The organism is Laedolimicola intestinihominis (assembly GCF_040096155.1).
GTDB lineage: Bacteria > Bacillota > Clostridia > Lachnospirales > Lachnospiraceae > Laedolimicola > Laedolimicola intestinihominis.
This window is the reverse complement of the sequence record NZ_JBBMFE010000001.1, coordinates 289,991-308,495: the sequence shown is the minus strand read 5'-3', so window position 1 is coordinate 308,495 and position 18,505 is coordinate 289,991. Positions and strand designations below refer to the sequence as shown.

At 52.1% G+C, this 18,505-nt stretch carries 19 protein-coding genes, 2 tRNA genes and 1 other annotated feature; of the genes, 1 reads left to right on the top strand and 20 read right to left on the bottom strand.

What is annotated here, in order from left to right; all coding sequences use genetic code 11:
* Positions 1-4 precede the first annotated feature (4 nt).
* The 12 genes from WMO29_RS01305 to WMO29_RS01250 form a co-directional block, all read right to left on the bottom strand.
* On the bottom strand, positions 5-436 hold the full coding sequence (locus WMO29_RS01305; RefSeq protein ID WP_349163422.1) for a Mini-ribonuclease 3: 432 nt from the start codon (positions 434-436) through the stop codon (positions 5-7).
* Positions 421-1,827: a cysteine--tRNA ligase gene (gene cysS, locus WMO29_RS01300; protein WP_349163421.1), complete on the bottom strand. Its 1,407-nt coding sequence runs from the start codon at positions 1,825-1,827 to the stop codon at positions 421-423. Before cysS ends, WMO29_RS01305 begins: the two co-directional genes overlap by 16 nt.
* A complete protein-coding gene (gene epsC / locus WMO29_RS01295; RefSeq protein WP_349163420.1) occupies positions 1,814-2,536 on the bottom strand; it encodes a serine O-acetyltransferase EpsC in 723 nt (240 codons plus the stop codon). The genes cysS and epsC overlap by 14 nt, the downstream gene beginning before the upstream one ends.
* Positions 2,537-2,596: 60 nt before the next feature.
* Positions 2,597-2,838, bottom strand: a binding site (T-box leader).
* A gap of 105 nt (positions 2,839-2,943) precedes the next feature.
* Positions 2,944-3,804 carry a GNAT family N-acetyltransferase gene (locus WMO29_RS01290; RefSeq protein ID WP_349163419.1) on the bottom strand — a complete coding sequence of 287 codons (861 nt, stop codon included), beginning with the start codon at positions 3,802-3,804 and terminating at the stop codon, positions 2,944-2,946.
* A gap of 74 nt (positions 3,805-3,878) precedes the next feature.
* Positions 3,879-4,427: a 2-C-methyl-D-erythritol 2,4-cyclodiphosphate synthase gene (ispF, locus tag WMO29_RS01285; protein ID WP_178040029.1), complete on the bottom strand. Its 549-nt coding sequence runs from the start codon at positions 4,425-4,427 to the stop codon at positions 3,879-3,881.
* A 208-nt stretch (positions 4,428-4,635) separates the two neighbouring features.
* Positions 4,636-5,130 (bottom strand): DNA-deoxyinosine glycosylase, encoded by a 495-nt coding sequence (locus tag WMO29_RS01280; RefSeq protein WP_349163418.1) that lies wholly within the window; start codon positions 5,128-5,130, stop codon positions 4,636-4,638.
* 201 nt (positions 5,131-5,331) lie between these two features.
* Positions 5,332-5,405: transfer RNA gene (locus WMO29_RS01275), tRNA-Met, on the bottom strand.
* A gap of 5 nt (positions 5,406-5,410) precedes the next feature.
* Positions 5,411-5,483: transfer RNA gene (locus tag WMO29_RS01270), tRNA-Val, on the bottom strand.
* Positions 5,484-5,656: 173 nt separating this feature from the next.
* Positions 5,657-6,499: an NAD(+) diphosphatase gene (gene nudC, locus WMO29_RS01265; RefSeq protein WP_349163417.1), complete on the bottom strand. Its 843-nt coding sequence runs from the start codon at positions 6,497-6,499 to the stop codon at positions 5,657-5,659.
* Between the two features lie 75 nt (positions 6,500-6,574).
* Positions 6,575-8,488, bottom strand: a complete 1,914-nt coding sequence (thrS, locus tag WMO29_RS01260) for a threonine--tRNA ligase (protein ID WP_349163580.1) — start codon at positions 8,486-8,488, stop codon at positions 6,575-6,577.
* Between the two features lie 479 nt (positions 8,489-8,967).
* Positions 8,968-9,726, bottom strand: a complete 759-nt coding sequence (locus tag WMO29_RS01255; protein ID WP_349163416.1) for a YdcF family protein — start codon at positions 9,724-9,726, stop codon at positions 8,968-8,970.
* 8 nt (positions 9,727-9,734) lie between these two features.
* Positions 9,735-10,241, bottom strand: a complete 507-nt coding sequence (locus WMO29_RS01250; protein ID WP_349163415.1) for an SEC-C metal-binding domain-containing protein — start codon at positions 10,239-10,241, stop codon at positions 9,735-9,737.
* Between the two features lie 358 nt (positions 10,242-10,599).
* Here WMO29_RS01250 and WMO29_RS01245 point away from each other — a divergent pair, with 358 nt between their 5' ends.
* Positions 10,600-10,800 (top strand): hypothetical protein, encoded by a 201-nt coding sequence (locus WMO29_RS01245; protein WP_349163414.1) that lies wholly within the window; start codon positions 10,600-10,602, stop codon positions 10,798-10,800.
* A 46-nt stretch (positions 10,801-10,846) separates the two neighbouring features.
* Here the strand turns inward: WMO29_RS01245 and WMO29_RS01240 are convergent, their stop codons facing one another.
* The 8 genes from WMO29_RS01240 to WMO29_RS01205 form a co-directional block, all read right to left on the bottom strand.
* Positions 10,847-11,446 carry an HAD family hydrolase gene (locus WMO29_RS01240; RefSeq protein WP_349163413.1) on the bottom strand — a complete coding sequence of 200 codons (600 nt, stop codon included), beginning with the start codon at positions 11,444-11,446 and terminating at the stop codon, positions 10,847-10,849.
* Positions 11,447-11,454: 8 nt separating this feature from the next.
* Positions 11,455-12,738: an adenylosuccinate synthase gene (locus tag WMO29_RS01235; RefSeq protein WP_349163412.1), complete on the bottom strand. Its 1,284-nt coding sequence runs from the start codon at positions 12,736-12,738 to the stop codon at positions 11,455-11,457.
* Between the two features lie 168 nt (positions 12,739-12,906).
* On the bottom strand, positions 12,907-13,614 hold the full coding sequence (locus WMO29_RS01230; protein WP_178040049.1) for an ATP-binding cassette domain-containing protein: 708 nt from the start codon (positions 13,612-13,614) through the stop codon (positions 12,907-12,909).
* A gap of 1 nt (position 13,615) precedes the next feature.
* Entirely contained in the window at positions 13,616-14,467 is an 852-nt protein-coding gene (locus WMO29_RS01225; RefSeq protein WP_178040036.1) for an ATP-binding cassette domain-containing protein, read from the bottom strand.
* Positions 14,464-15,549 (bottom strand): branched-chain amino acid ABC transporter permease, encoded by a 1,086-nt coding sequence (locus WMO29_RS01220; protein ID WP_349163411.1) that lies wholly within the window; start codon positions 15,547-15,549, stop codon positions 14,464-14,466. The genes WMO29_RS01225 and WMO29_RS01220 overlap by 4 nt, the downstream gene beginning before the upstream one ends.
* A gap of 14 nt (positions 15,550-15,563) precedes the next feature.
* Entirely contained in the window at positions 15,564-16,448 is an 885-nt protein-coding gene (locus tag WMO29_RS01215; protein WP_178040038.1) for a branched-chain amino acid ABC transporter permease, read from the bottom strand.
* A 96-nt stretch (positions 16,449-16,544) separates the two neighbouring features.
* The gene (locus WMO29_RS01210) at positions 16,545-17,756 is read right to left on the bottom strand and encodes an ABC transporter substrate-binding protein (protein WP_349163410.1); all 1,212 of its coding nucleotides are present in this window, start codon (positions 17,754-17,756) and stop codon (positions 16,545-16,547) included.
* 264 nt (positions 17,757-18,020) lie between these two features.
* On the bottom strand, positions 18,021-18,491 hold the full coding sequence (locus tag WMO29_RS01205; RefSeq protein ID WP_349163409.1) for a DUF6465 family protein: 471 nt from the start codon (positions 18,489-18,491) through the stop codon (positions 18,021-18,023).
* Positions 18,492-18,505 lie beyond the last annotated feature (14 nt).

Here is an 18,505-nt window from a genome sequence, read left to right as displayed (position 1 = left end):
ACGTTCAATCCTCTTCTAATCCCTTTTTTGCCAGCTCCAGAATACGCTCCGTGCGGCCTGTCAGATACAGATAGCCCATCAGCGCCTCAAAGCCTGTAGCCCGTCGGTAATCGGACATGGTGGCATGCTTGGCCATGGTGGCGGAATTGGCGTTGCGGCCCCGCTTAAAGACCTGCATTTCCTCTTCCGTCAGTTCCTCCCTGATGCGCTCAAGAGAGGCCGACTGGGCCCCTGCGTTCACCAGGGTACTGGCCTCCTTATGAAGCCGGTTAGCCTGGGCGTTGCCCCGCCCCACCAGAATGGAACGAACCACTACCTCATAGACCGCGTCACCAATATAGGCCAGCACCAGCGGAGAATAGGTCCGCACGTCCACATCCGGAAGCTCCCAGGTTTCTTTGACGCCTGCCATCAGATCCATTATGCTCTTTTCCATTTTACGCCCTCGCGGGTATCCTCCAGAACGATACCCTTCTCCAGAAGCTCGGCACGGATTTCGTCTGCCCGCGCAAAGTTTTTCTCTTTTCTCGCCTGCTGACGCTCCGCAATCAGAGTCTCGATGTCCGCGTCCAGAAGCTCTTCCTTCTTATCTACCACCAGCCCCAGAATATCGCACAATGTCTTCAGACGATCCAGGCACTTCTGCAGATAAGATTTGCTGTTCTCTGCGCTTGTGTGGGTATTCAGATATTTTACCAGCTCAAAGATGGCCGCAATGGCATCCGCCGTATTGAAGTCGTCGTCCATGGCTTCGTCAAATTTCTTCACATACTCCTCGGTAGCGTCGTAGTGAGCAGTCTCGCTCTCGGTCATGCTGTCATCCTTTGCGTTGGCAATCAGATGCTTCAGATTGTCAGCCGCCGTCAGGATACGCTCCAGGCTGGTTTTAGAGGACTGCATCAGATCGGCGCTGAAGTTCAACGGGCTTCTATAGTGAGCGCTCAGCATGAAGAAACGGAGCACCTGCGGATCGTATTTCTCAGTAATCTCTCTTACGGTAAAGAAGTTGCCCAGGGACTTGGACATCTTGCGGTTGTCAATGTTCAGGAAGGCATTGTGCAGCCAGTAATGGGCGAATTCCTTGCCGTTGCAGGCCTCGCTCTGGGCAATCTCATTTTCATGGTGCGGGAAAATCAGATCCTCGCCGCCTGCGTGGATATCGATCTGTTCACCCAGATACTTCTTGGACATGACAGAGCACTCGATATGCCATCCCGGACGGCCCTCGCCCCAGGGTGACTCCCAGGCAGGCTCGCCCTCCTTCTTCGGCTTCCAGAGTACGAAATCCAGCGGATCCTCTTTTTCATTTTCACCGGACACCAGAAGGGAACGGTTACCGCTTCTTAAGTCGTCCAGGTTCTTGTGGGACAGCTTGCCGTAGGAAGCAAACTTTCTGGTGCGGAAATATACGGTTCCGTTCACTGCGTAGGCATAGCCCTTGTCAATCAGATCCTGAATCATCTCAATCATGCCCGGAATCTCCTGGGTCGCCAGAGGATGTGTGGTGGCCGGCTTTACGTTCATGTCAGCCATATCCTTTTTGCATTCCGCGATATAACGCTCGGAAATCTCGTTTGCGGGCACGCCCTCTTCGATGGCTTTCTTGATAATCTTGTCGTCCACGTCTGTGAAGTTGGATACGTAGTTTACCTCATAGCCCTTGTACTCCAGATAGCGGCGCACGGTGTCGAATACGATCATGGGACGGGCGTTACCAATGTGGATGAAATTGTATACGGTGGGGCCGCATACGTACATTTTTACCTTGCCCTCCTCCAGGGGGACAAATTCTTCTTTACTTTTTGTCAGCGTATTATACAGCTTCATGTCTTTTCTCCTTTTTCTCTGCTTTATCTTTTTTCTTTTCAGCCTTTCTTGCTGCTTTCTGTCGCTCTTTTTCCTCCAGCACCTCAAGCTGCCGGTTCAGATCGGCGTTTTCCATTCGGAGCGCCAACAGCTCCTCCATAACCGGGTCGGGCAGATTTACCTGATCCATATCGCTTCGCGGTACTTTTACATTATCCTGCTTGACGATGCGTCCCGGTACGCCTACCACGGTACAATTGGGCGGCACCTCTTTCAGGACCACGGAGCCTGCGCCGATCTTGGAATTCTCCCCTATGGTAAAGGAACCCAGAATCTTTGCTCCGGCACTGACCATGACGTTGTCCTCCAGGGTGGGATGACGCTTGCCCTGCTCCTTACCGGTTCCGCCTAAGGTCACGCCCTGGTAGAGGGTCACATTGTCGCCGATGATGGTGGTCTCGCCGATGATAACACCGGAACCATGGTCGATAAACAGGCCCTTGCCAATGGTGGCTCCGGGATGAATCTCGATGCCCGTCTTCCTTCTGGATCTCTGGGAAATCCATCTGGCCCAGAAATAATGTCCGCTTTTGTACAGCTTATGCGCCATCCGGTAATTCAGGATGGCCCAGAAGCAGGGATAAAGAAGCACCTCGGCCGAGGTCTTGATAGCCGGATCCCGCTCCCGGATAACCTGAATTTCTTCGTTGATATACTTGATAATTCCCATGCTGCTCCCCTTTTTATGCCTCGGGATAAAAATGGAATAAAAAAGGATCCTTTCTTCTCCATAAGAGACGAAAGAATCCGCGGTTCCACTCTTTTTAAAAGGCTCTCGCCTTTTCCCTTTTTCCGCGTAACGTGCGTTCTTACGTACCCGGCTGCAGGCTTTTCATTTCTCCCGTCTGCCTGTTCACCGGATCAGCTCCCGGATGCACTTCGTCCGTCCCTCCCGCGAAAGCTGCTTACAGCCGATGACAGCTTCTCTCTGACGCTTTGGATGCGGATTACTTTTCCGTTCTTCGCCTTTTCACTTATTTTCTTATTTACTCTTTATAGAATATGCAAAAATGCCGTTTTTGTCAAGCCTTTGCGGCTAATTTCAGGAAATATTCCTGTTTTTATTTGTGCACATGCTTACACCAGCTCATTAATGTAGACGCCGTCTACCACGCGCACCTGCTCCAGCTTCTGAAATGCCGTCTTAGTAATGCCCGGAAGTTCCTCCGCGCCCAGCATGCCGAAGAGAAAGCTGCCCAGATCCGCGATGGAAATGGTGAACTCCGGCTCCGCACCACTTCGGGTAAGCCTGCTGCTATCTTCCGTGAAGCTCCAGCAGAAGACGCCGTCATTTTCCGGCAGAATCGGGTCTGTAACGCGGACTATCAGACTCTGGGGCTCCTCCGCGCCAATTTTTCCCACAAATTTTGCGGCATCCACCAGACGCAGCATCATGGGCGTGGTCTCCCATTCCGGCCAGTCGATATGGCGCTTCTGATATGCTTCATCCTTTTCCACGAACAGTTCGTAGTCCTCCTCCAGTTCTTCGCTGCCCTGGGCCGCCAGGCCCTCCTCGTCATCATTTCCCATGAGACGGAAATCAAAGGGCGTGTAAATGGCTTCATCCGCCGGCATCAGAAAGGTGAAGGGGCGACCGTCGGCGTACATATCCTGCAGGGCCTTTGTGAGCAATGCACGCATCAGTCCCTGATGGCGGCAGGTCACTTTGGTAGCCACCGCTACGATATAATCCGCCGGAACGGACGCGCCGCGGAACCGGAAGGTATAGGGATTCCGGTGCAGCATGGAGACAATGGCGCCGTCGTTTTCCGCCACAAGGATCCGGTTGTCCCGGGCCTTGATTTTGTAATAGAGCTCTGAAAACCCGTCCGCATCCTCCACAAAGACTTCCTCGTAGAGTTCCCGGGAACGTATCCGCTCGTCATCTTTCAGATATCTCACTTCCAGTTTTTGGGTTTTTAGTTCCTGCTTCTCCATAGCTTACACCTCGTCTGTATATCTGTTTTTCCAATCTGCCATGTCCGCCGCCCAAATCACCGGCATAGGCTGCTCTATTCTGCCTTCTGGCAGCCGCCGCAGCCCGGGCAGCCGTTCGGAAGCTGCATCACATCTTCATAGGCGTAATTCGCCACCGGAATCAGAGCGCAGATGGCCTGAGAAGAAATGCCCTCGCCGGTGCCGGTAAAACCGAGGCCCTCTTCTGTAGTAGCCTTGATGTTAATCTGGCTTTCTTCAATCTGTAAAGCCTTCGCCACATTTGCCCGCATCTGAGGAATATGGGGCGCCATTTTCGGGCGCTGGGCGATGATGGTGGCGTCGATATTGCCCACCACGTAATTCTGCTCCTCCAGAAGCTTTCCCACATGCTCCAGAAGCCTGATACTGGAGATGCCTTTATATGCCGGATCCGTGTCCGGGAAATGCTTTCCGATGTCGCCGAGGGCCGCTGCGCCCAGAAGAGCGTCCATAATCGCGTGAAGCAGCACATCTGCGTCGGAGTGTCCTAGAAGTCCTTTCTCATAGGGAATTTCCACGCCGCCCAGGATCAGCTTTCGGTCCTCCACCAGTCTGTGTACGTCATATCCCATTCCTACCCGCATTCTATACCTCTTTCTCCGGGAAATTCCGCCCGGTTTTCGTTCTTATTTTTTGGAAAATGCTGTCGCGCCTCCATGCCTGTCCAATAGTCTCCGGCAAAACAGCCTGTCTGCCGTTATTATATCTCAAATGTTTGCATAAGTATAGCCAATCCATGACAACTTGATACGATTTTTGCAATAACCGCTTTCCACTGTGCCCGCAGGCTCGCTACTGGTTTAAGCTCTCCCCTATGACCTTCCACTGCCCGATTAGATTGTCCAATGAACACGCCGCGTTGGCCGGACTGGTGGATGGCAGCCGCACCGCTGCCCGTCCCGTCTCCGGGAAAATGTATTTTTTATACAGCTTCTCCGCCGTACCGCCGTTTACATAGATCTGACGGATATCCGCTGTCTTCAATATGGGGCGGATATCATTGGGCACCACGTTCCGGATACTGCTGTCACTGGAGCCCTCGATCTCGCAGCTTGCGATCACATCCCACAGGGCAATGCCGCTCCTAAGCAGGAACTCCTTCTTCTCAAGAATCGTCCCCGGCGTCTCCTGCCCCGTCACGGCCGCCAGAACGCGCCAGAATCGATTCTGCGGGTGATTGTAGAAGAAATGCCCTTCCCGCGATTTCACCGACGGAAAGCTGCCCAGAATCAAAATTTTTGAATGTCCGTCGTAGAGCGGCGGTATCTCATGCTGCACCTGTTCCATGTCATCCTCCTGTATACGAGATAAAATACGCTTCGCGAATTTTACTCGTTATCGCGGCATCTACGTTCCACTTCGGTCGGTGCTGAACAAGCGCCACTGGCGCTTAGCACCGTCAAGGTCTCGTACAAGCACGGACTTTGACTCGTTGCTCGCGTAAACAAAAGACCCAAGAACGATTTCGTTCTTGGGTCTGAATCTTAGTAGCGAGGAAGGGATTTGAACCCCCGACACTGCGGGTATGAACCGCATGCTCTAGCCAACTGAGCTACCTCGCCATAAATGGGACCTATAGGGCTCGAACCTATGACCCTCTGCTTGTAAGGCAGATGCTCTCCCAGCTGAGCTAAGATCCCATTTCGTTCTCGGTTTTGACTTGCCGTCCCAACCGACTTGCTTATTATAACCTTATAACCAAAGAAAAGTCAAGCACTTTTTTCAACTTTTTTTCATTTTCTTTTCAGAATCTCCAAAAGCCGCATAAATACTGGATTTTTTGACCTTATTTTTTTACGGGAAAGGTGTTTTTTTACACCTTTCCATTCTTGAACTGCCAGATCATCTCACTGGTCAGACTGATATTCAGGGGCTGGGGCGGAGCGTCCTCCCGCGTGAACCATTCTGCAGTGGCCAGCTCCTCGGTGTCCAGGGTGACGGTCTCGTCATCACCGTCCAGATCCACGAAGAAGCCCATCAGGACTGTCTCGGAGAAGGACCAGGGCTGGCTCTTGTAGTAGCGGATATTTTTGACCTTCAGACCCACTTCCTCCATGACCTCCCGGCGGATGGTCTCCTCGATGCTCTCGCCGATCTCGGTAAATCCCGCAATCAGCGCGTAGTAGGTGATATTATCCCGGCCCGCATACTTGGACATCAGAATCTTATCTTTATGTAGAATACCCACGATGACTGCCGGAGAAATCTTCGGGTATTCCATCTGGCCGCAGTCCGGGCAGCGCATCATGCGCTCCTTTGCGTCATGCACCATGGGGCTGCCGCAGTGGCCGCAGTACTTGCGGACGTCGTACCAGTGCCAGAGCTGATAGCCAGTGATGCCGGCGAAGGATAACCACTGAGGCTGTGCGTCCCGAAATCTCCGGTTACTTTCCAGCCGAAAGCCCTTGCGTTCCGGCAGGGCCAGTTCCTTTACCAGATAGAATCTCTTATCATCCACTGTGAACAGATAGATGATGTTCTCCGAAAGCTCCGTCTTCACCTCCGGAAAATCCCGGAATCTGGGAAATGCAATCTCCACCCCATCCCAGCGGGCCAGCGCGTTATGTTTCTCAAAATACATCAGATAGCTGTCTGCGTCCGGCTTCTCCGGGCAGTATTCATTGTGATAGATATGCGGCGCAATATCCTGTATCATATCGATTCTCCTTTATGAAAATCCCCCGCCGGAAGGCTTACGCCTCCGGGCGGGGGAATCTGCGTTCAAACAATTTTATGCTTCTCTGCCTTTGGTTTCAATCTCTTTTTTCACGTCAGCAATGAAAGCGTCCAGAGCCTTTACTCCCTGATCTCCGGCCTCGCGGCTTCTGACAGAGACAGCGCCCTCTTCCTCTTCCTTCTGACCTACCACCAGCATATACGGAATCTTCGCGGTCTGTGCCTCACGGATCTTGTAGCCAATCTTCTCCGCGCGCTTGTCAAGCTCGGTACGGATACCGGCCTCATCCAGAGACTTCTTTACCTGCTCTGCGTAATCCATATACTTGTCGGAAATCGGCAGTACACGTACCTGAACCGGAGCCAGCCAGGTGGGGAACGCGCCTGCAAAATGCTCAATCAGGATACCGATGAAACGCTCGATGGAACCGAATACCACGCGGTGGATCATGATCGGGCGGTGCTTCTCGCCGTCTGCTCCCACGTACTCCAGTTCAAAACGCTGGGGCAGCTGGAAGTCCAGCTGAATGGTTCCGCACTGCCAGGTACGGCCAATGCAGTCTACCAGATGGAAATCAATCTTCGGGCCATAGAACGCGCCGTCGCCCTCATTTACTACATAAGGCATACCCAGCTCGTCCAGAGCGTCTCTAAGGCCTGCTGTAGCCATCTCCCAGTCCTCATCACTTCCCATGGAATCCTCGGGACGGGTGGACAGCTCTACATGGTACTTAAATCCAAACATGGAATAGGTATCGTTGATCAGAGCTACTACGCCCTTGATCTCGTCCTTGATCTGCTCCGGCGTCATGAAGATATGCGCGTCGTCCTGTGTAAAGCAGCGCACACGCATGAGACCATGAAGCTGGCCAGATTTCTCATGACGGTGTACCAGACCCAGCTCGCCCACACGCAGGGGCAGGTCACGGTAGGAACGGGGCTCTGCCGCGTAAACCAGAACGCCGCCCGGGCAGTTCATCGGTTTGATCGCGTAATCCTCGCCGTCGATGACGGTGGTGTACATGTTATTCTTATAGTGATCCCAGTGTCCGGAGGTCTCCCACAGGCTTCTGTTCAGGATAATCGGGGTAGATACCTCCACGTAGCCTGCCTTCTTGTGGATCTCTCTCCAGTAGTCAATCAGGGTATTCTTAAGCGTCATTCCCTTCGGCAGGAAGAACGGGAAGCCCGGTCCTGCTTCGTGCATCATAAAGAGGCCCAGCTCCTTGCCAAGCTTTCTGTGGTCACGCTTCTTTGCTTCCTCCATCATGGTGATGTATGCTTCCAGCTCTTCCTTCTTCGGGAATGCGGTAGCGTAAAGACGGGTCAACATCTTGTTGTGCTCGTCGCCTCTCCAGTACGCGCCTGCCAGGCTCATGATCTTGAAAGCCTTACCTACGTCTTTGGTACTCTTAAGGTGTGGTCCTGCGCACAGGTCCACGAACTCACCCTGCTGATAGAAGCTGATTTCCGCATCCTCCGGAAGGTCCTCGATCAGCTCTACCTTGTAGGGCTCTCCCTTTTCCTTCATAAATGCGATAGCTTCCTCGCGGGGCTTGGTAAAGCGTACGATCTCCAGATTGTCCTTGATGATCTTCTTCATCTCAGCTTCGATCTTATCAAAATCATCGGAAGTCAGCGGGGTCTCAAAGTCCATGTCGTAGTAGAAGCCGTCTGCCACGGAGGGTCCGATAGCCAGCTTTACCGTCGGGTACAGGCGCTTTACTGCCTGGGCCATCACATGGCTTGCGGTGTGACGCAGAACCGGCAGGGCCTTTTCGTCCTTCAGGGTCAGAATGTTCAGCTCACAGTCCTTGTCAATTACTGTTCTTAAGTCTACAACCTCGCCGTTCAGCTCGCCTGCCACGGTCATGCGCGCCAGTCCCTCGCTTAAGTCCCGGGCAATCTCATATACGGATTTGCTTTCTGCGTACTCCTTTACGGAGCCGTCCTTCAGTGTAATCTTCATCATTACTCTCCTTTTTCAATGCCTTTTGCATGGAAACAGGCAGTGCGCATCCTCGCGGAGCGTTTTTTACTTTACAGGAAACAATTTCCTATAGAGTAAAAAAGCCCCTGTCCGTCATCGATGACAGACAGGGGCGATTGGATCTGGTATGATCGCTCTCTTCGCGGTTCCACCCTGTTTTTTTCTCCGTTCGGACGCGACTTTCCTGCATCCTGCGGACAAAATCTCATTGGACGATAACGGAGTCACCGGGCCGGATTAGGGCCGCTCAGAGCTGGTCTTCGATTCTGCTTCCTATGGGAAATGGTCTCAGCCTGTGTCGGGAACCTCCCTACACAGCCATTCCTCTCTGCACATATTTCACAGACTACTGGTCTCTTCCATGCGTTTTCTATCTTCAGTTCCGGCAAGGGTCTGATTCGACCTCTGCACCATAGGCTCATTATAGCATCCCGATACTTTTTGTCAACCCGATTTTCTCAAAAAACCGCATTTCCCTTCAGCAGATCCTTCACCACCGCGAAGGCCTCCCGTGTCATGTAATTGAGCCGCATAAACCATTCTGTGGGAGCCGGAATTCCCTCCGCCGCAAGCCCCTGGGCCTTGGCGATATGAACGGCCCGGAAGATATGAAAATCATTGGACACGATTCCCACTTTCCCCGGCTCCTCTTCCATCAGCGCCATACTGTAGCGGATATTCTGCTCCGTATTCTCCGACCTGTTCTCCTGCAGGATCCTGTCCGCGTGAATCCCTGCTTCCAGAAGATAAGTCTCCATGGCCTGAGCTTCAGTAATATCTTCGCCGCCTCCCTGACCACCGGATACAATCAGGATCGTCTCCGGGTTCTCCCGGGCATAAGCCGCCGCCTGATCCAGCCGCTGCTTCAGGGCCCTGCTCACCTTGGTGCCCCGCACCTGGGCTCCCAGTACAATCACGTATTGTAACTTCGATTCCGGCTGTCCACTCATTCCGCTGATGACGCATCCCTCCGCCGCCGCAAACAGGAGGATTCCGCACAGCACCAGGAGCAGTCCTCCCCTTCGCAGCCCCGCCGGAATACGAAAGAAAGCCGCCTGCAGAGACGAAACTCTGCAGACGGCCGTAATCGTCAGACTGCACAGACCCGCTCCCATCCAGAACCAGACGAAAGCGGCGTGGATGCCGGCATAACATAGGATACCCAGCCCGTAGGCGATACAGAACATCCCCAGAATCAGAAAAATCTGACCTGCCATCTTTCCTTTTACGCGTTCTTTCCGCAGCACTTTTTGTACTTCTTTCCGCTTCCGCAGGGACAGGGATCGTTACGGCCGATCTTCGGTCCCTTTACGATGGTGCCGGACTTCTTCTGCTCCAGATACAGCTCATGCAGCTTCTCCTCAGAGAAAATCTCTTTCCACTGGGGCAGCTCATAGAGCCAGTCTGCCTTGGCGTCTACCATGTTCTTGTACAGCTTCTCTTTGTCAAACTTCAGGGATACGACGGTGTCCTCCTCCATCTCCTCGATGGGGTTCGGCTCTACCAGGCTATCGTTGATACCATCCAGGAAGCCTGTCATGGTCATGACGCTCTGTCCGTACTTCTCTGCCAGCTCCTTGACGGTACCCTTTACCTCGGTATCCGGATCGGTCAGAAGCTGCTCGTAGATGCCCTTCTCAATATTGAAATAGTTCGCCCAGAATCTCTGGATGTCACCCTTATTCGCTTTCTCATCGTAGGCCATATCGCGCCACTGTTTCAGTAATGCCATAATTTAATCTCCATCCTTTGCTTAAAACATTTCTATCTTCTAAATATAGCAGGACAGATATTAAAAATCAAGCTGTATTTTGTATTCCGGGCCATGTTCCGGCCCAAATCTGTCCTTTCCTTTTCCAGTACGCAGACGAAATCACCCCGAAGCGTTCCTGGCGCTTCGGGGTGATCTGCTAAAGGGGAGGATATAAGTAATTCGTTTCTCTTTTGTCTGATGTTAGTATATCCCTACCTCATTCTTTTATACAAAGTATTTGCGCTTTTTTCTTTTTTGTGATAAATAAAAGAGAGGGAAACTGAAAACCAGCATCCCGGAACTAAGACAGAAAGGATTCTTCTATAGAAAAACTGCTATGAAAGACAATAAATGTAAACGGATTCTGGCCCTCATCGGCGTAGTCCTGCTGACGGGCATGTATCTGATGACCCTGGTATTCGCGTTCGTGGACCCCACCGCCGGGAAGCTCTGGCTGAAGGCCTCGATTGTATGCACGATTTTTGTACCTATTTTCATCTACGCCTGCATCATGCTGGCCCGGTATCTGAAAAAGTAAAAAGCCGAAAGAAGGCCCGCACGTTGTTCCGTGCGGACCTTCACTTTTACAGAAATGTATTCAGTTCTTCTTTCGCCTGCTCATAAGACACGAAGCGGATAGCGTGAAGCCCCAGCTTTCTCGCTGCTTCGATATTGGCCGCGTTGTCGTCGATGAACACGGTCTGCTCCGGAATGATGCCGTAAGCCTCAAAAAGGCCTGTAAACGCCTCCGGATCCGGCTTATTCTTATGGGTTCGATAGGAAAGATGATATCCATCCATCTGTCCTAAAAATCCCATCATGGTCTCCTCATTCTGTTCAAAGATACGCTTCTGCCAGTTCGACAGGGCATATACCTTCAGACCCCGGGCCTTCAGCTCCCCAATCCATGCGTTCGCATAGGAAAAGCTCCAGGTACACTGTCCCAGATTCTCATAGACAGCACGAATCTCCGGCTCATAATCCGGCGCGTTGGATATAAAATCCCACAGTTCCTCTTCCTCTGTCATCAGACCCTTGTCATGCTCTTCCCAACAGGGGTTCAGAAACACTGCTTCCTCCAGCGTTCTGTATGGGATCTCATCCGGCACGATTCCATGCAGATACTGATCCCAGCTGTAATCCATCAGAACTTTACCAATATCAAAAATAACTGTATCAATCATAACGTACCTTATTTATTGCGAAAAATGATATCGTCGCGGCCCGGTCCGTTGGATACCATGGTGATCGGGCACTCGATGTGCTTCTCGATAAACTCGATGTACTTGCGGCAGTTTTCCGGCAGATCCTCGTACTTCTTGATGCCGCGGATGTCGCATTTCCAGCCCGGCAGCACCTCGTATACAGGCTTTGCCTTCTCAAGCAGGTGAGTAGTCGGGAAGTCGGTGGTAACCTTTCCGTCGATCTCGTAGCCTGTGCAGACCGGAATTTCATCCAAATAGCCCAGTACGTCCAGTACGGTGAAGGCTACGCCGGTAGCGCCCTGGATCCGGCAGCCGTACTTGGATGCCACACAGTCATACCAGCCCATTCTTCTGGGTCGGCCTGTGGTTGCGCCGAACTCTCCGCCGTCGCCGCCTCTGCGTCTCAGCTCGTCCGCCTCGTCGCCGAAAATCTCGCTGACGAACGCGCCTGCGCCTACGGCACTGGAGTATGCCTTGCTGACTACGATGATTTCCTTGATCTCATAGGGCGGAATACCTGCGCCGATGGCGCCGTAAGCTGCCAGGGTAGAGGAAGAGGTAACCATCGGGTAAATACCGTGATCCGGATCCTTCATGGAACCAAGCTGACCCTCCAGCAGGATATTCTTGCCCTCGTGGATCGCGTCCCACAGATACTTGGATACGTCACATACGTAGGGCTCTACCATCTTCTTATACTCCATCAGTTCCTCATAGATCTTGTCCTCATCGAGAGCCGGCTTATGATACAGGTTCTCCAGAACCACATTCTTCTTCACGCATACATTGGCAATCTTCTCACGCAGATAGGCCTCGTCCGCGAACAGCTCGCTGACCTGGAAACCAATCTTCGCGTATTTATCAGAATAGAAGGGCGCGATACCGGACTTGGTGGAACCGAAGGCTTTTCCTCCCAGACGTTCCTCCTCGCACTGGTCAAACAGGATATGATAAGACATCACAATCTGCGCACGGTCGGATACAAGAATCTTCGGGGTCGGAACTCCCTTCTCCACAATGCTTTGAATCTCGTTGAACAGAACCGGAATATTCAGTGCGACTCCATTTCCAATGATGCTGGTGGTATGATTGTAAAATACACCAGACGGCAGGCTGTGCAGCGCGAACTTTCCGTAATTGTTTACGATTGTGTGGCCTGCGTTTGCACCGCCCTGAAAACGGACGATGATGTCAGACTCCTGAGCAAGCATGTCTGTGATCTTGCCCTTTCCCTCGTCACCCCAGTTGGCGCCTACGATTGCTTTTACCATAGCTTGTATCCCTCCATTAGGTTTAAATACTAAAAATTAAATAACGTCAGTGCAGACGCTCTGCACCGACGTTTAGTATACCTTGTTTTTCTCAAAAAGTAAATGGATTTCTTTCTATAAATTATGATTATTTATAATTTACGCTTATGATCCCTTTTAACGTCCTTTTTACTTCTTTGCTTTTCCCAGATACGCCGCCTTCACTGCTTCATTTTCCAGAAGCTCGGCTCCGGTTCCGCTCAGGGTAATGCGGCCGGTCTCCATGACATAGCCCAGGTTTGCGGCCTTCAGGGCCATGTTCGCATTCTGCTCTACCAGGAGGATGGTCACGCCCTGCTTATTGATCTCCCGGATAATATCAAATACGCCTTTTACAATGATGGGGGCCAGTCCCAGGGACGGCTCATCCATCATGATAATCTCCGGTCTCGACATCAGCGCGCGACCGATGGCCAGCATCTGCTGCTCGCCGCCGGACAGGGTTCCGGCCAGCTGCCAGGAACGTTCCTTCAAGCGGGGAAACAGATCATAGACCCAGTTCATATCCTCGTCCAGAGAATCCTTTCGCATATAAGCGCCGATTTTCAGGTTCTCGGCTACGGTCATATCCGGGAACACCCGGCGTCCCTCAGGTACCAGGGTAATTCCCTTGGTTACAATCTGCTCCGTGGGCATGCCAGCCAGCTCCTCTCCCTTCAGGAGAATACTGCCGCTCTCCGGCTTCACCAGGCCCACGATAGAACGAAGGGTAGAGCTTTTGCCCGCACCATTGGCTCCAATCAGGGTCACGACCTCGCCCTTTGGCACGGCGAAGCTGATATCCTTCACGGCCTTGATGCCGCCGTAGGATACGTTCAAATCTTTGACTTCCAGAATATTACTCATCGTCCGCACCTCCCAGATAAGCTTCGATAACCTTCGGATTGTTCCGGATCTCCTCCGGGGTACCCTCCGCGATGGGCTTTCCAAAATCCAGCACGTAGATGCGGTCGGAAATCTCCATAACCAGATCCATATGATGCTCAATCATAAAGACCGTCAGGTCAAACTGCCTGCGGATCTTATCAATGAACTCCGTCAGCTCCAGGGTCTCCTGTGGGTTCATACCAGCCGCCGGTTCGTCCAGAAGCAGAAGCTCCGGCTTGGTGGCCAGGGCACGGGCGATCTCCAGATGACGCTGCTTGCCATAGGGCAGAGAGGTCGCCAGCTCATTTCTCACATCAGTCAGGCCCACGATCTCCAGAAGACGCTCCGTCTCCTCCCGCATCTTCGCCTCTTCCTTTCCATTCAGGTGGAAGGTGGCCGTAAAAATATTGCTGGTGCGCAGCATATGCTTGGCAATCAGGATGTTGTCGAATACGGTCTGGCTCTTGAACAGACGGATATTCTGAAAGGTTCTGGCGATACCAAGTCTTGTAATTTTATCCGGCGTGGGAGCCAGTACATGCTGACCTGTATACATGGCCGGATTCTCGCCCCGGTACAGCTTCTTCATCTTACCCTGGGGGTGGTTCTGGACGATTTTATTGCCCTTATAGTAAATGGCGCCGTTGCTGGGCGCGTACACGCCTGTGATCACATTGAAGGCCGTGGTCTTACCGGCTCCGTTGGGGCCGATGAGGGACACGATTTCCCCCTTGTTGATCTCCAGATTCATATTGTCCACGGCAATGACACCGCCAAACTGCATGGTGATATTCTCTACCTTCAGTACATTTTCCGTACTCATTTGGAAGCGCCTCCTTCCGTTATCTTCTTTTTCTTAAATCGATTGCGGAAGAAATTCGCAATTCCTTCGATCGAAAATTCTTTGTCGCCCATGATTCCCTTACGGTAAAACAGTACGATGCACATGATGATGACCGCAAACACAACCTTACGGAAACCGGCGCGTAAGAAAGGCACATGGAAGCTTCCGATATACAAGTTGTCATTGTCCAGGAAACGCAGCCACCACTCGGAGCAGGCGATGAACAGGAAGGAGCTGATGCAGCTTCCGGTCACAGATCCGATACCGCCGATGACGACGATCAGCAGGATCTCATAGGTCATGGCAGACTTGAACATGGATGCCTGAATGGTGGTCTGATACATGGCCAGCAGACCTCCGGAGATACCCGCGAAGAAGGAGCTGATGACGAAAGCCAGTCTCTTATGATGGGCCAGATTGATACCCATGGCCTCCGCCGCGATCTCATCGTCACGGATGGCCTTGAAGGCACGTCCATATGTGGAATTGATCAGCATCACGATGATGGCAATGCAGATACCAGATACGATAAACGGATATAATACCGACTTAAAAGCCGGGAAATTACGCAGCAGATTTGATCCGTTGGTCAGCGGGCCCAGCTTATCCCACTGGAACACCGCACGGATAATCTCCGCGAAGCCCAGGGTCGCGATAGCCAGATAATCGCTCTTCAGACGCAGTACCGGCAGACCGATGAGGTAAGCGAAGATCGCAGCCACGATACCGCCCGCAATCAGGGCCAGGGGTACCGGAATGGCAAACTGTACGATACCGCCGTTAAAATACTGATAGACACTGGCTCTGGATTCCACCGGAATCGTCAAGATACCGTATGTATAAGCGCCCAACAGCATAAAGCCCGCCTGACCTAAGGAAAACAGGCCGGTGAAGCCGTTCAGCAGGTTCATGGACACTGCCACCAGCGCGTAAATCGCGCCCTTTTTCAATACTGTAAACAACATGGAACCGGACGGCAGAAGCTGCTCCAGCACAAAAAGCAGAAGGAGAAGTCCTCCAATCAGACCGACGTTCCACATGACCTTTGTCTGTTTTTTCATGATTGAACGCCTCCTTATACCTTATCAATAACCTTCTCACCGAACAGGCCCGTGGGCTTGGCAATGAGAATGACAATCAAAAGGGCAAAGGTAAACGCGTCCGAGAAGGTGGTCCAGCCCAGGCCCTTGATGATATTTTCACAGATACCGATAATAAATGCGCCGATGACCGCGCCCGGAATGGAGCCGATGCCGCCGAATACGGCTGCGACAAAGGCCTTCAGGCCCGGCATAGCGCCTGCGGTCGGAGTGACGCCGGTGTAGTTGGTGAAGAACAGCATACTTCCGATGGCCGCCAGAAAGCTTCCGATGATAAAGGTCATGCTGATAACGGAATTAATCTTAATTCCCATCAGCTGGGAAGTTTCAAAATCACGGGAAGCCGCGCGCATGGCCATACCGATCTTGGTGTATTTGATCAGGGCTACCAGAGCCAGCACCAGCACAATAGTCAGAACCGGAGTGATGACTGTCACGCGCTTGGTTGTTGCGCCGAAGACGCTGATGGTATCACTGAGCCAAGGAATGGCCGGATACTGCTGGGACAGACCTCCGGTCACATAAAGCGCCAGATTCTGCAGCAGATAGGACACACCGATGGCGGAAATCATGATGGACATTCTCGGAGCGCTTCGAAGCGGCTTATAAGCCACACGCTCCACGGTAAAGCCCAGAAGCACCGTCAGGACAATCATCAGCGGAATCGCCACGTAAATGGGCATCACCGTCATGGCGTATACCATGATCAGGCCCGCCACCATAAAAATATCGCCGTGGGCGAAGTTAATCAGTCGTAAAATTCCGTAAACCATGGTATAGCCGATAGCAATCAGCGCGTACTGTCCGCCTACGGAAATGCCTGCCATCAGGTAGGGCAGGTTCTGGTTAATCCATTCCATACAATAACCTCCAAAAAACCAGGCTGAAAACATGGGTATGGCGGGGGCGCGCATCAGCGCTCCCGCCACCAAAGCTTTTCAGCCTTTTCTTTTAAATTACTTGCTTACACTCTGTTCTGCTACGAACTCCCATGCGCCTGTCTCGGTGTTCGCCTGCTTGATGTAAGCGGTATCACGGTTCGCGTCACCAGTCTCATTGAAGGTGATGTGTCCGGTTACGCCGGTATAATCCACATTCCAGAGCGCCTCGTTTACGGCTGCCGGGTCTGTGCTTCCCGCTGCCTTCAGAGCCTCCAGCGCGGTGTAGTACGCGTCATAGCCCATAACGGTCAGACCGGATACGGTATCGTCGCCGCCGTTATTTGCCTTCGCTGTGTTGTCGCTGTTGATCCATTCCTTGATGCCTGCGTCAAACTCCGGATTTGCGCCCTCCTGATAGAAGGTGGTTACGTAAATCTCCAGATCCTTGCCCTTTGCGGCATTCAGGATCACGTTGGAATCCCAGGTATCTGTGGAAAGAATCGGCATTCCCAGTCCCTGTGCGGCTGCCTGCTCGATAATCAGGGCTGCTGCCTCGGTAGAGCTGGGAGCAAAGAATACGTCGGCTCCTGCCTTCTTTGCAGATGTAATGTAAGAGGTAAAGTCGCTGTTTCCTTCCTGGAAGGTCTCTGCCACAACTTCTCCGCCCAGTGCCTCAAAGGCCTGTGTGAAGTAGTAACCAAGTCCTGTGGAATAATCGTCGCCAAGCTTGGTCAAGACATAAGCTTTCTTTGCGTTAAATTTGTCTTTGGCGAAGTTCGCGTGAACCGTTCCCTGGAAGGGATCCAGGAAGCAGATACGGAAGTAATGAGTGTTGCCCTCTGTAACCTGCGGGTTGGTACAGGTAACGCCGATGGCCGGGATTCCTGCCTCCTTGAATACATCGGAAGCTGCAATGGAAACACCGGATCCATAGGAACCAAGCACAACAGATACCTTATCGCTGACCAAGGTAGCTGCCGCGGAGGGTCCCTTGTCATTGGAGGACTCGTTATCTACGATATCCAGCTGTACCGTATACTCTGTTCCCCCGATCTCTACCGTGGGAGTAACCTTGTTCGCATACTGGATACCCAGTGTCTCCTGCTTTCCGCCTGCTCCGTTGTCTCCGGACGCCGGCTCATATACACCAATCTTTACCACATTTCCGTCTGTGGCAGATGCGTCGGCGCTTGCGGAACTGCTGTCAGAGCTTCCGCCGGAGCATCCTGCCAGCATGGTGCTGACCATAGCCGCCGCAAGTAATACTGATAATGCACGCTTCTTCATAACTTTTTTCCTCCTCTGTCCACGCTTCGGCTGTCACCGACAATTCATGCCCTTTTGTTCGTCCTGCAAAGACATTTGTGCGTGGTTTTTAATATGGGCTTTAGTATAGCACGTTTAAAATCGAATAGCAAGAGGATTTTATAAAAAAGTTGTATCCAGGACGGACATATGCTTTTACAGGGCGAACGTGCGATGGTAAAAAAAGAGCCCGTCCATGCTGGACTGACTCTTTCCTCGTATCGCATATATTTTATCCGGTGTAAATTACAGTTCGATCTTTCCGCTCTCTTTGCCGTTGATGACATAGTATGCTGCGTTGTCTTCCGGCTTTACATACAGGTTCAGCTCCTTGATGGAGGATGCACGGTGTCCCAGTGCTACCCACTTCTCGGTTACCTGTGCTGCCAGATCTGCAGTCAGGATCTCCTTACCTGCAAACTGCACATATACATTCTGTACGGCTTCCTTCTTCTCAGCCTTCGGCTTCGGTCCGCGCTTCTTCGGCTCTGCCTTTACTTCTGCCTTCTTCTCAGCCTTCGGTGCCTCAGCCTTTACAGCCTCTGTTTTTACCTCTGCCTTCGGTGCTTCTTTTACGGTCTCTTTTACTCCTGCCTTAACTGCCGGAGCTGCTGTCTCTGTCTTTACTGTCTTTACTGTCTCTGCTGTCTTTACCGGAGCGTTTATCTTTACGTCTTCTGCCTTTTTCGTTGTCTGTGTTGTTTTCTTAGCAGCCATCATAATCCTCCTCT

What these genes read in the sequence shown, in the direction of transcription:
- WMO29_RS01305 (WP_349163422.1), bottom strand. Translation starts at nt 436, where the DNA reads ATGGAAAAGAGCATAATGGATCTGATGGCAGGCGTCAAAGAAACCTGG.
- cysS (WP_349163421.1), bottom strand. Translation starts at nt 1,827, where the DNA reads ATGAAGCTGTATAATACGCTGACAAAAAGTAAAGAAGAATTTGTCCCC.
- epsC (WP_349163420.1), bottom strand. Translation starts at nt 2,536, where the DNA reads ATGGGAATTATCAAGTATATCAACGAAGAAATTCAGGTTATCCGGGAG.
- WMO29_RS01290 (WP_349163419.1), bottom strand. Translation starts at nt 3,804, where the DNA reads ATGGAGAAGCAGGAACTAAAAACCCAAAAACTGGAAGTGAGATATCTG.
- ispF (WP_178040029.1), bottom strand. Translation starts at nt 4,427, where the DNA reads ATGCGGGTAGGAATGGGATATGACGTACACAGACTGGTGGAGGACCGA.
- WMO29_RS01280 (WP_349163418.1), bottom strand. Translation starts at nt 5,130, where the DNA reads ATGGAACAGGTGCAGCATGAGATACCGCCGCTCTACGACGGACATTCA.
- nudC (WP_349163417.1), bottom strand. Translation starts at nt 6,499, where the DNA reads ATGATACAGGATATTGCGCCGCATATCTATCACAATGAATACTGCCCG.
- thrS (WP_349163580.1), bottom strand. Translation starts at nt 8,488, where the DNA reads ATGAAGATTACACTGAAGGACGGCTCCGTAAAGGAGTACGCAGAAAGC.
- WMO29_RS01255 (WP_349163416.1), bottom strand. Translation starts at nt 9,726, where the DNA reads ATGGCAGGTCAGATTTTTCTGATTCTGGGGATGTTCTGTATCGCCTAC.
- WMO29_RS01250 (WP_349163415.1), bottom strand. Translation starts at nt 10,241, where the DNA reads ATGGCATTACTGAAACAGTGGCGCGATATGGCCTACGATGAGAAAGCG.
- WMO29_RS01245 (WP_349163414.1), top strand. Translation starts at nt 10,600, where the DNA reads ATGAAAGACAATAAATGTAAACGGATTCTGGCCCTCATCGGCGTAGTC.
- WMO29_RS01240 (WP_349163413.1), bottom strand. Translation starts at nt 11,446, where the DNA reads ATGATTGATACAGTTATTTTTGATATTGGTAAAGTTCTGATGGATTAC.
- WMO29_RS01235 (WP_349163412.1), bottom strand. Translation starts at nt 12,738, where the DNA reads ATGGTAAAAGCAATCGTAGGCGCCAACTGGGGTGACGAGGGAAAGGGC.
- WMO29_RS01225 (WP_178040036.1), bottom strand. Translation starts at nt 14,467, where the DNA reads ATGAGTACGGAAAATGTACTGAAGGTAGAGAATATCACCATGCAGTTT.
- WMO29_RS01220 (WP_349163411.1), bottom strand. Translation starts at nt 15,549, where the DNA reads ATGAAAAAACAGACAAAGGTCATGTGGAACGTCGGTCTGATTGGAGGA.
- WMO29_RS01215 (WP_178040038.1), bottom strand. Translation starts at nt 16,448, where the DNA reads ATGGAATGGATTAACCAGAACCTGCCCTACCTGATGGCAGGCATTTCC.
- WMO29_RS01210 (WP_349163410.1), bottom strand. Translation starts at nt 17,756, where the DNA reads ATGAAGAAGCGTGCATTATCAGTATTACTTGCGGCGGCTATGGTCAGC.
- WMO29_RS01205 (WP_349163409.1), bottom strand. Translation starts at nt 18,491, where the DNA reads ATGGCTGCTAAGAAAACAACACAGACAACGAAAAAGGCAGAAGACGTA.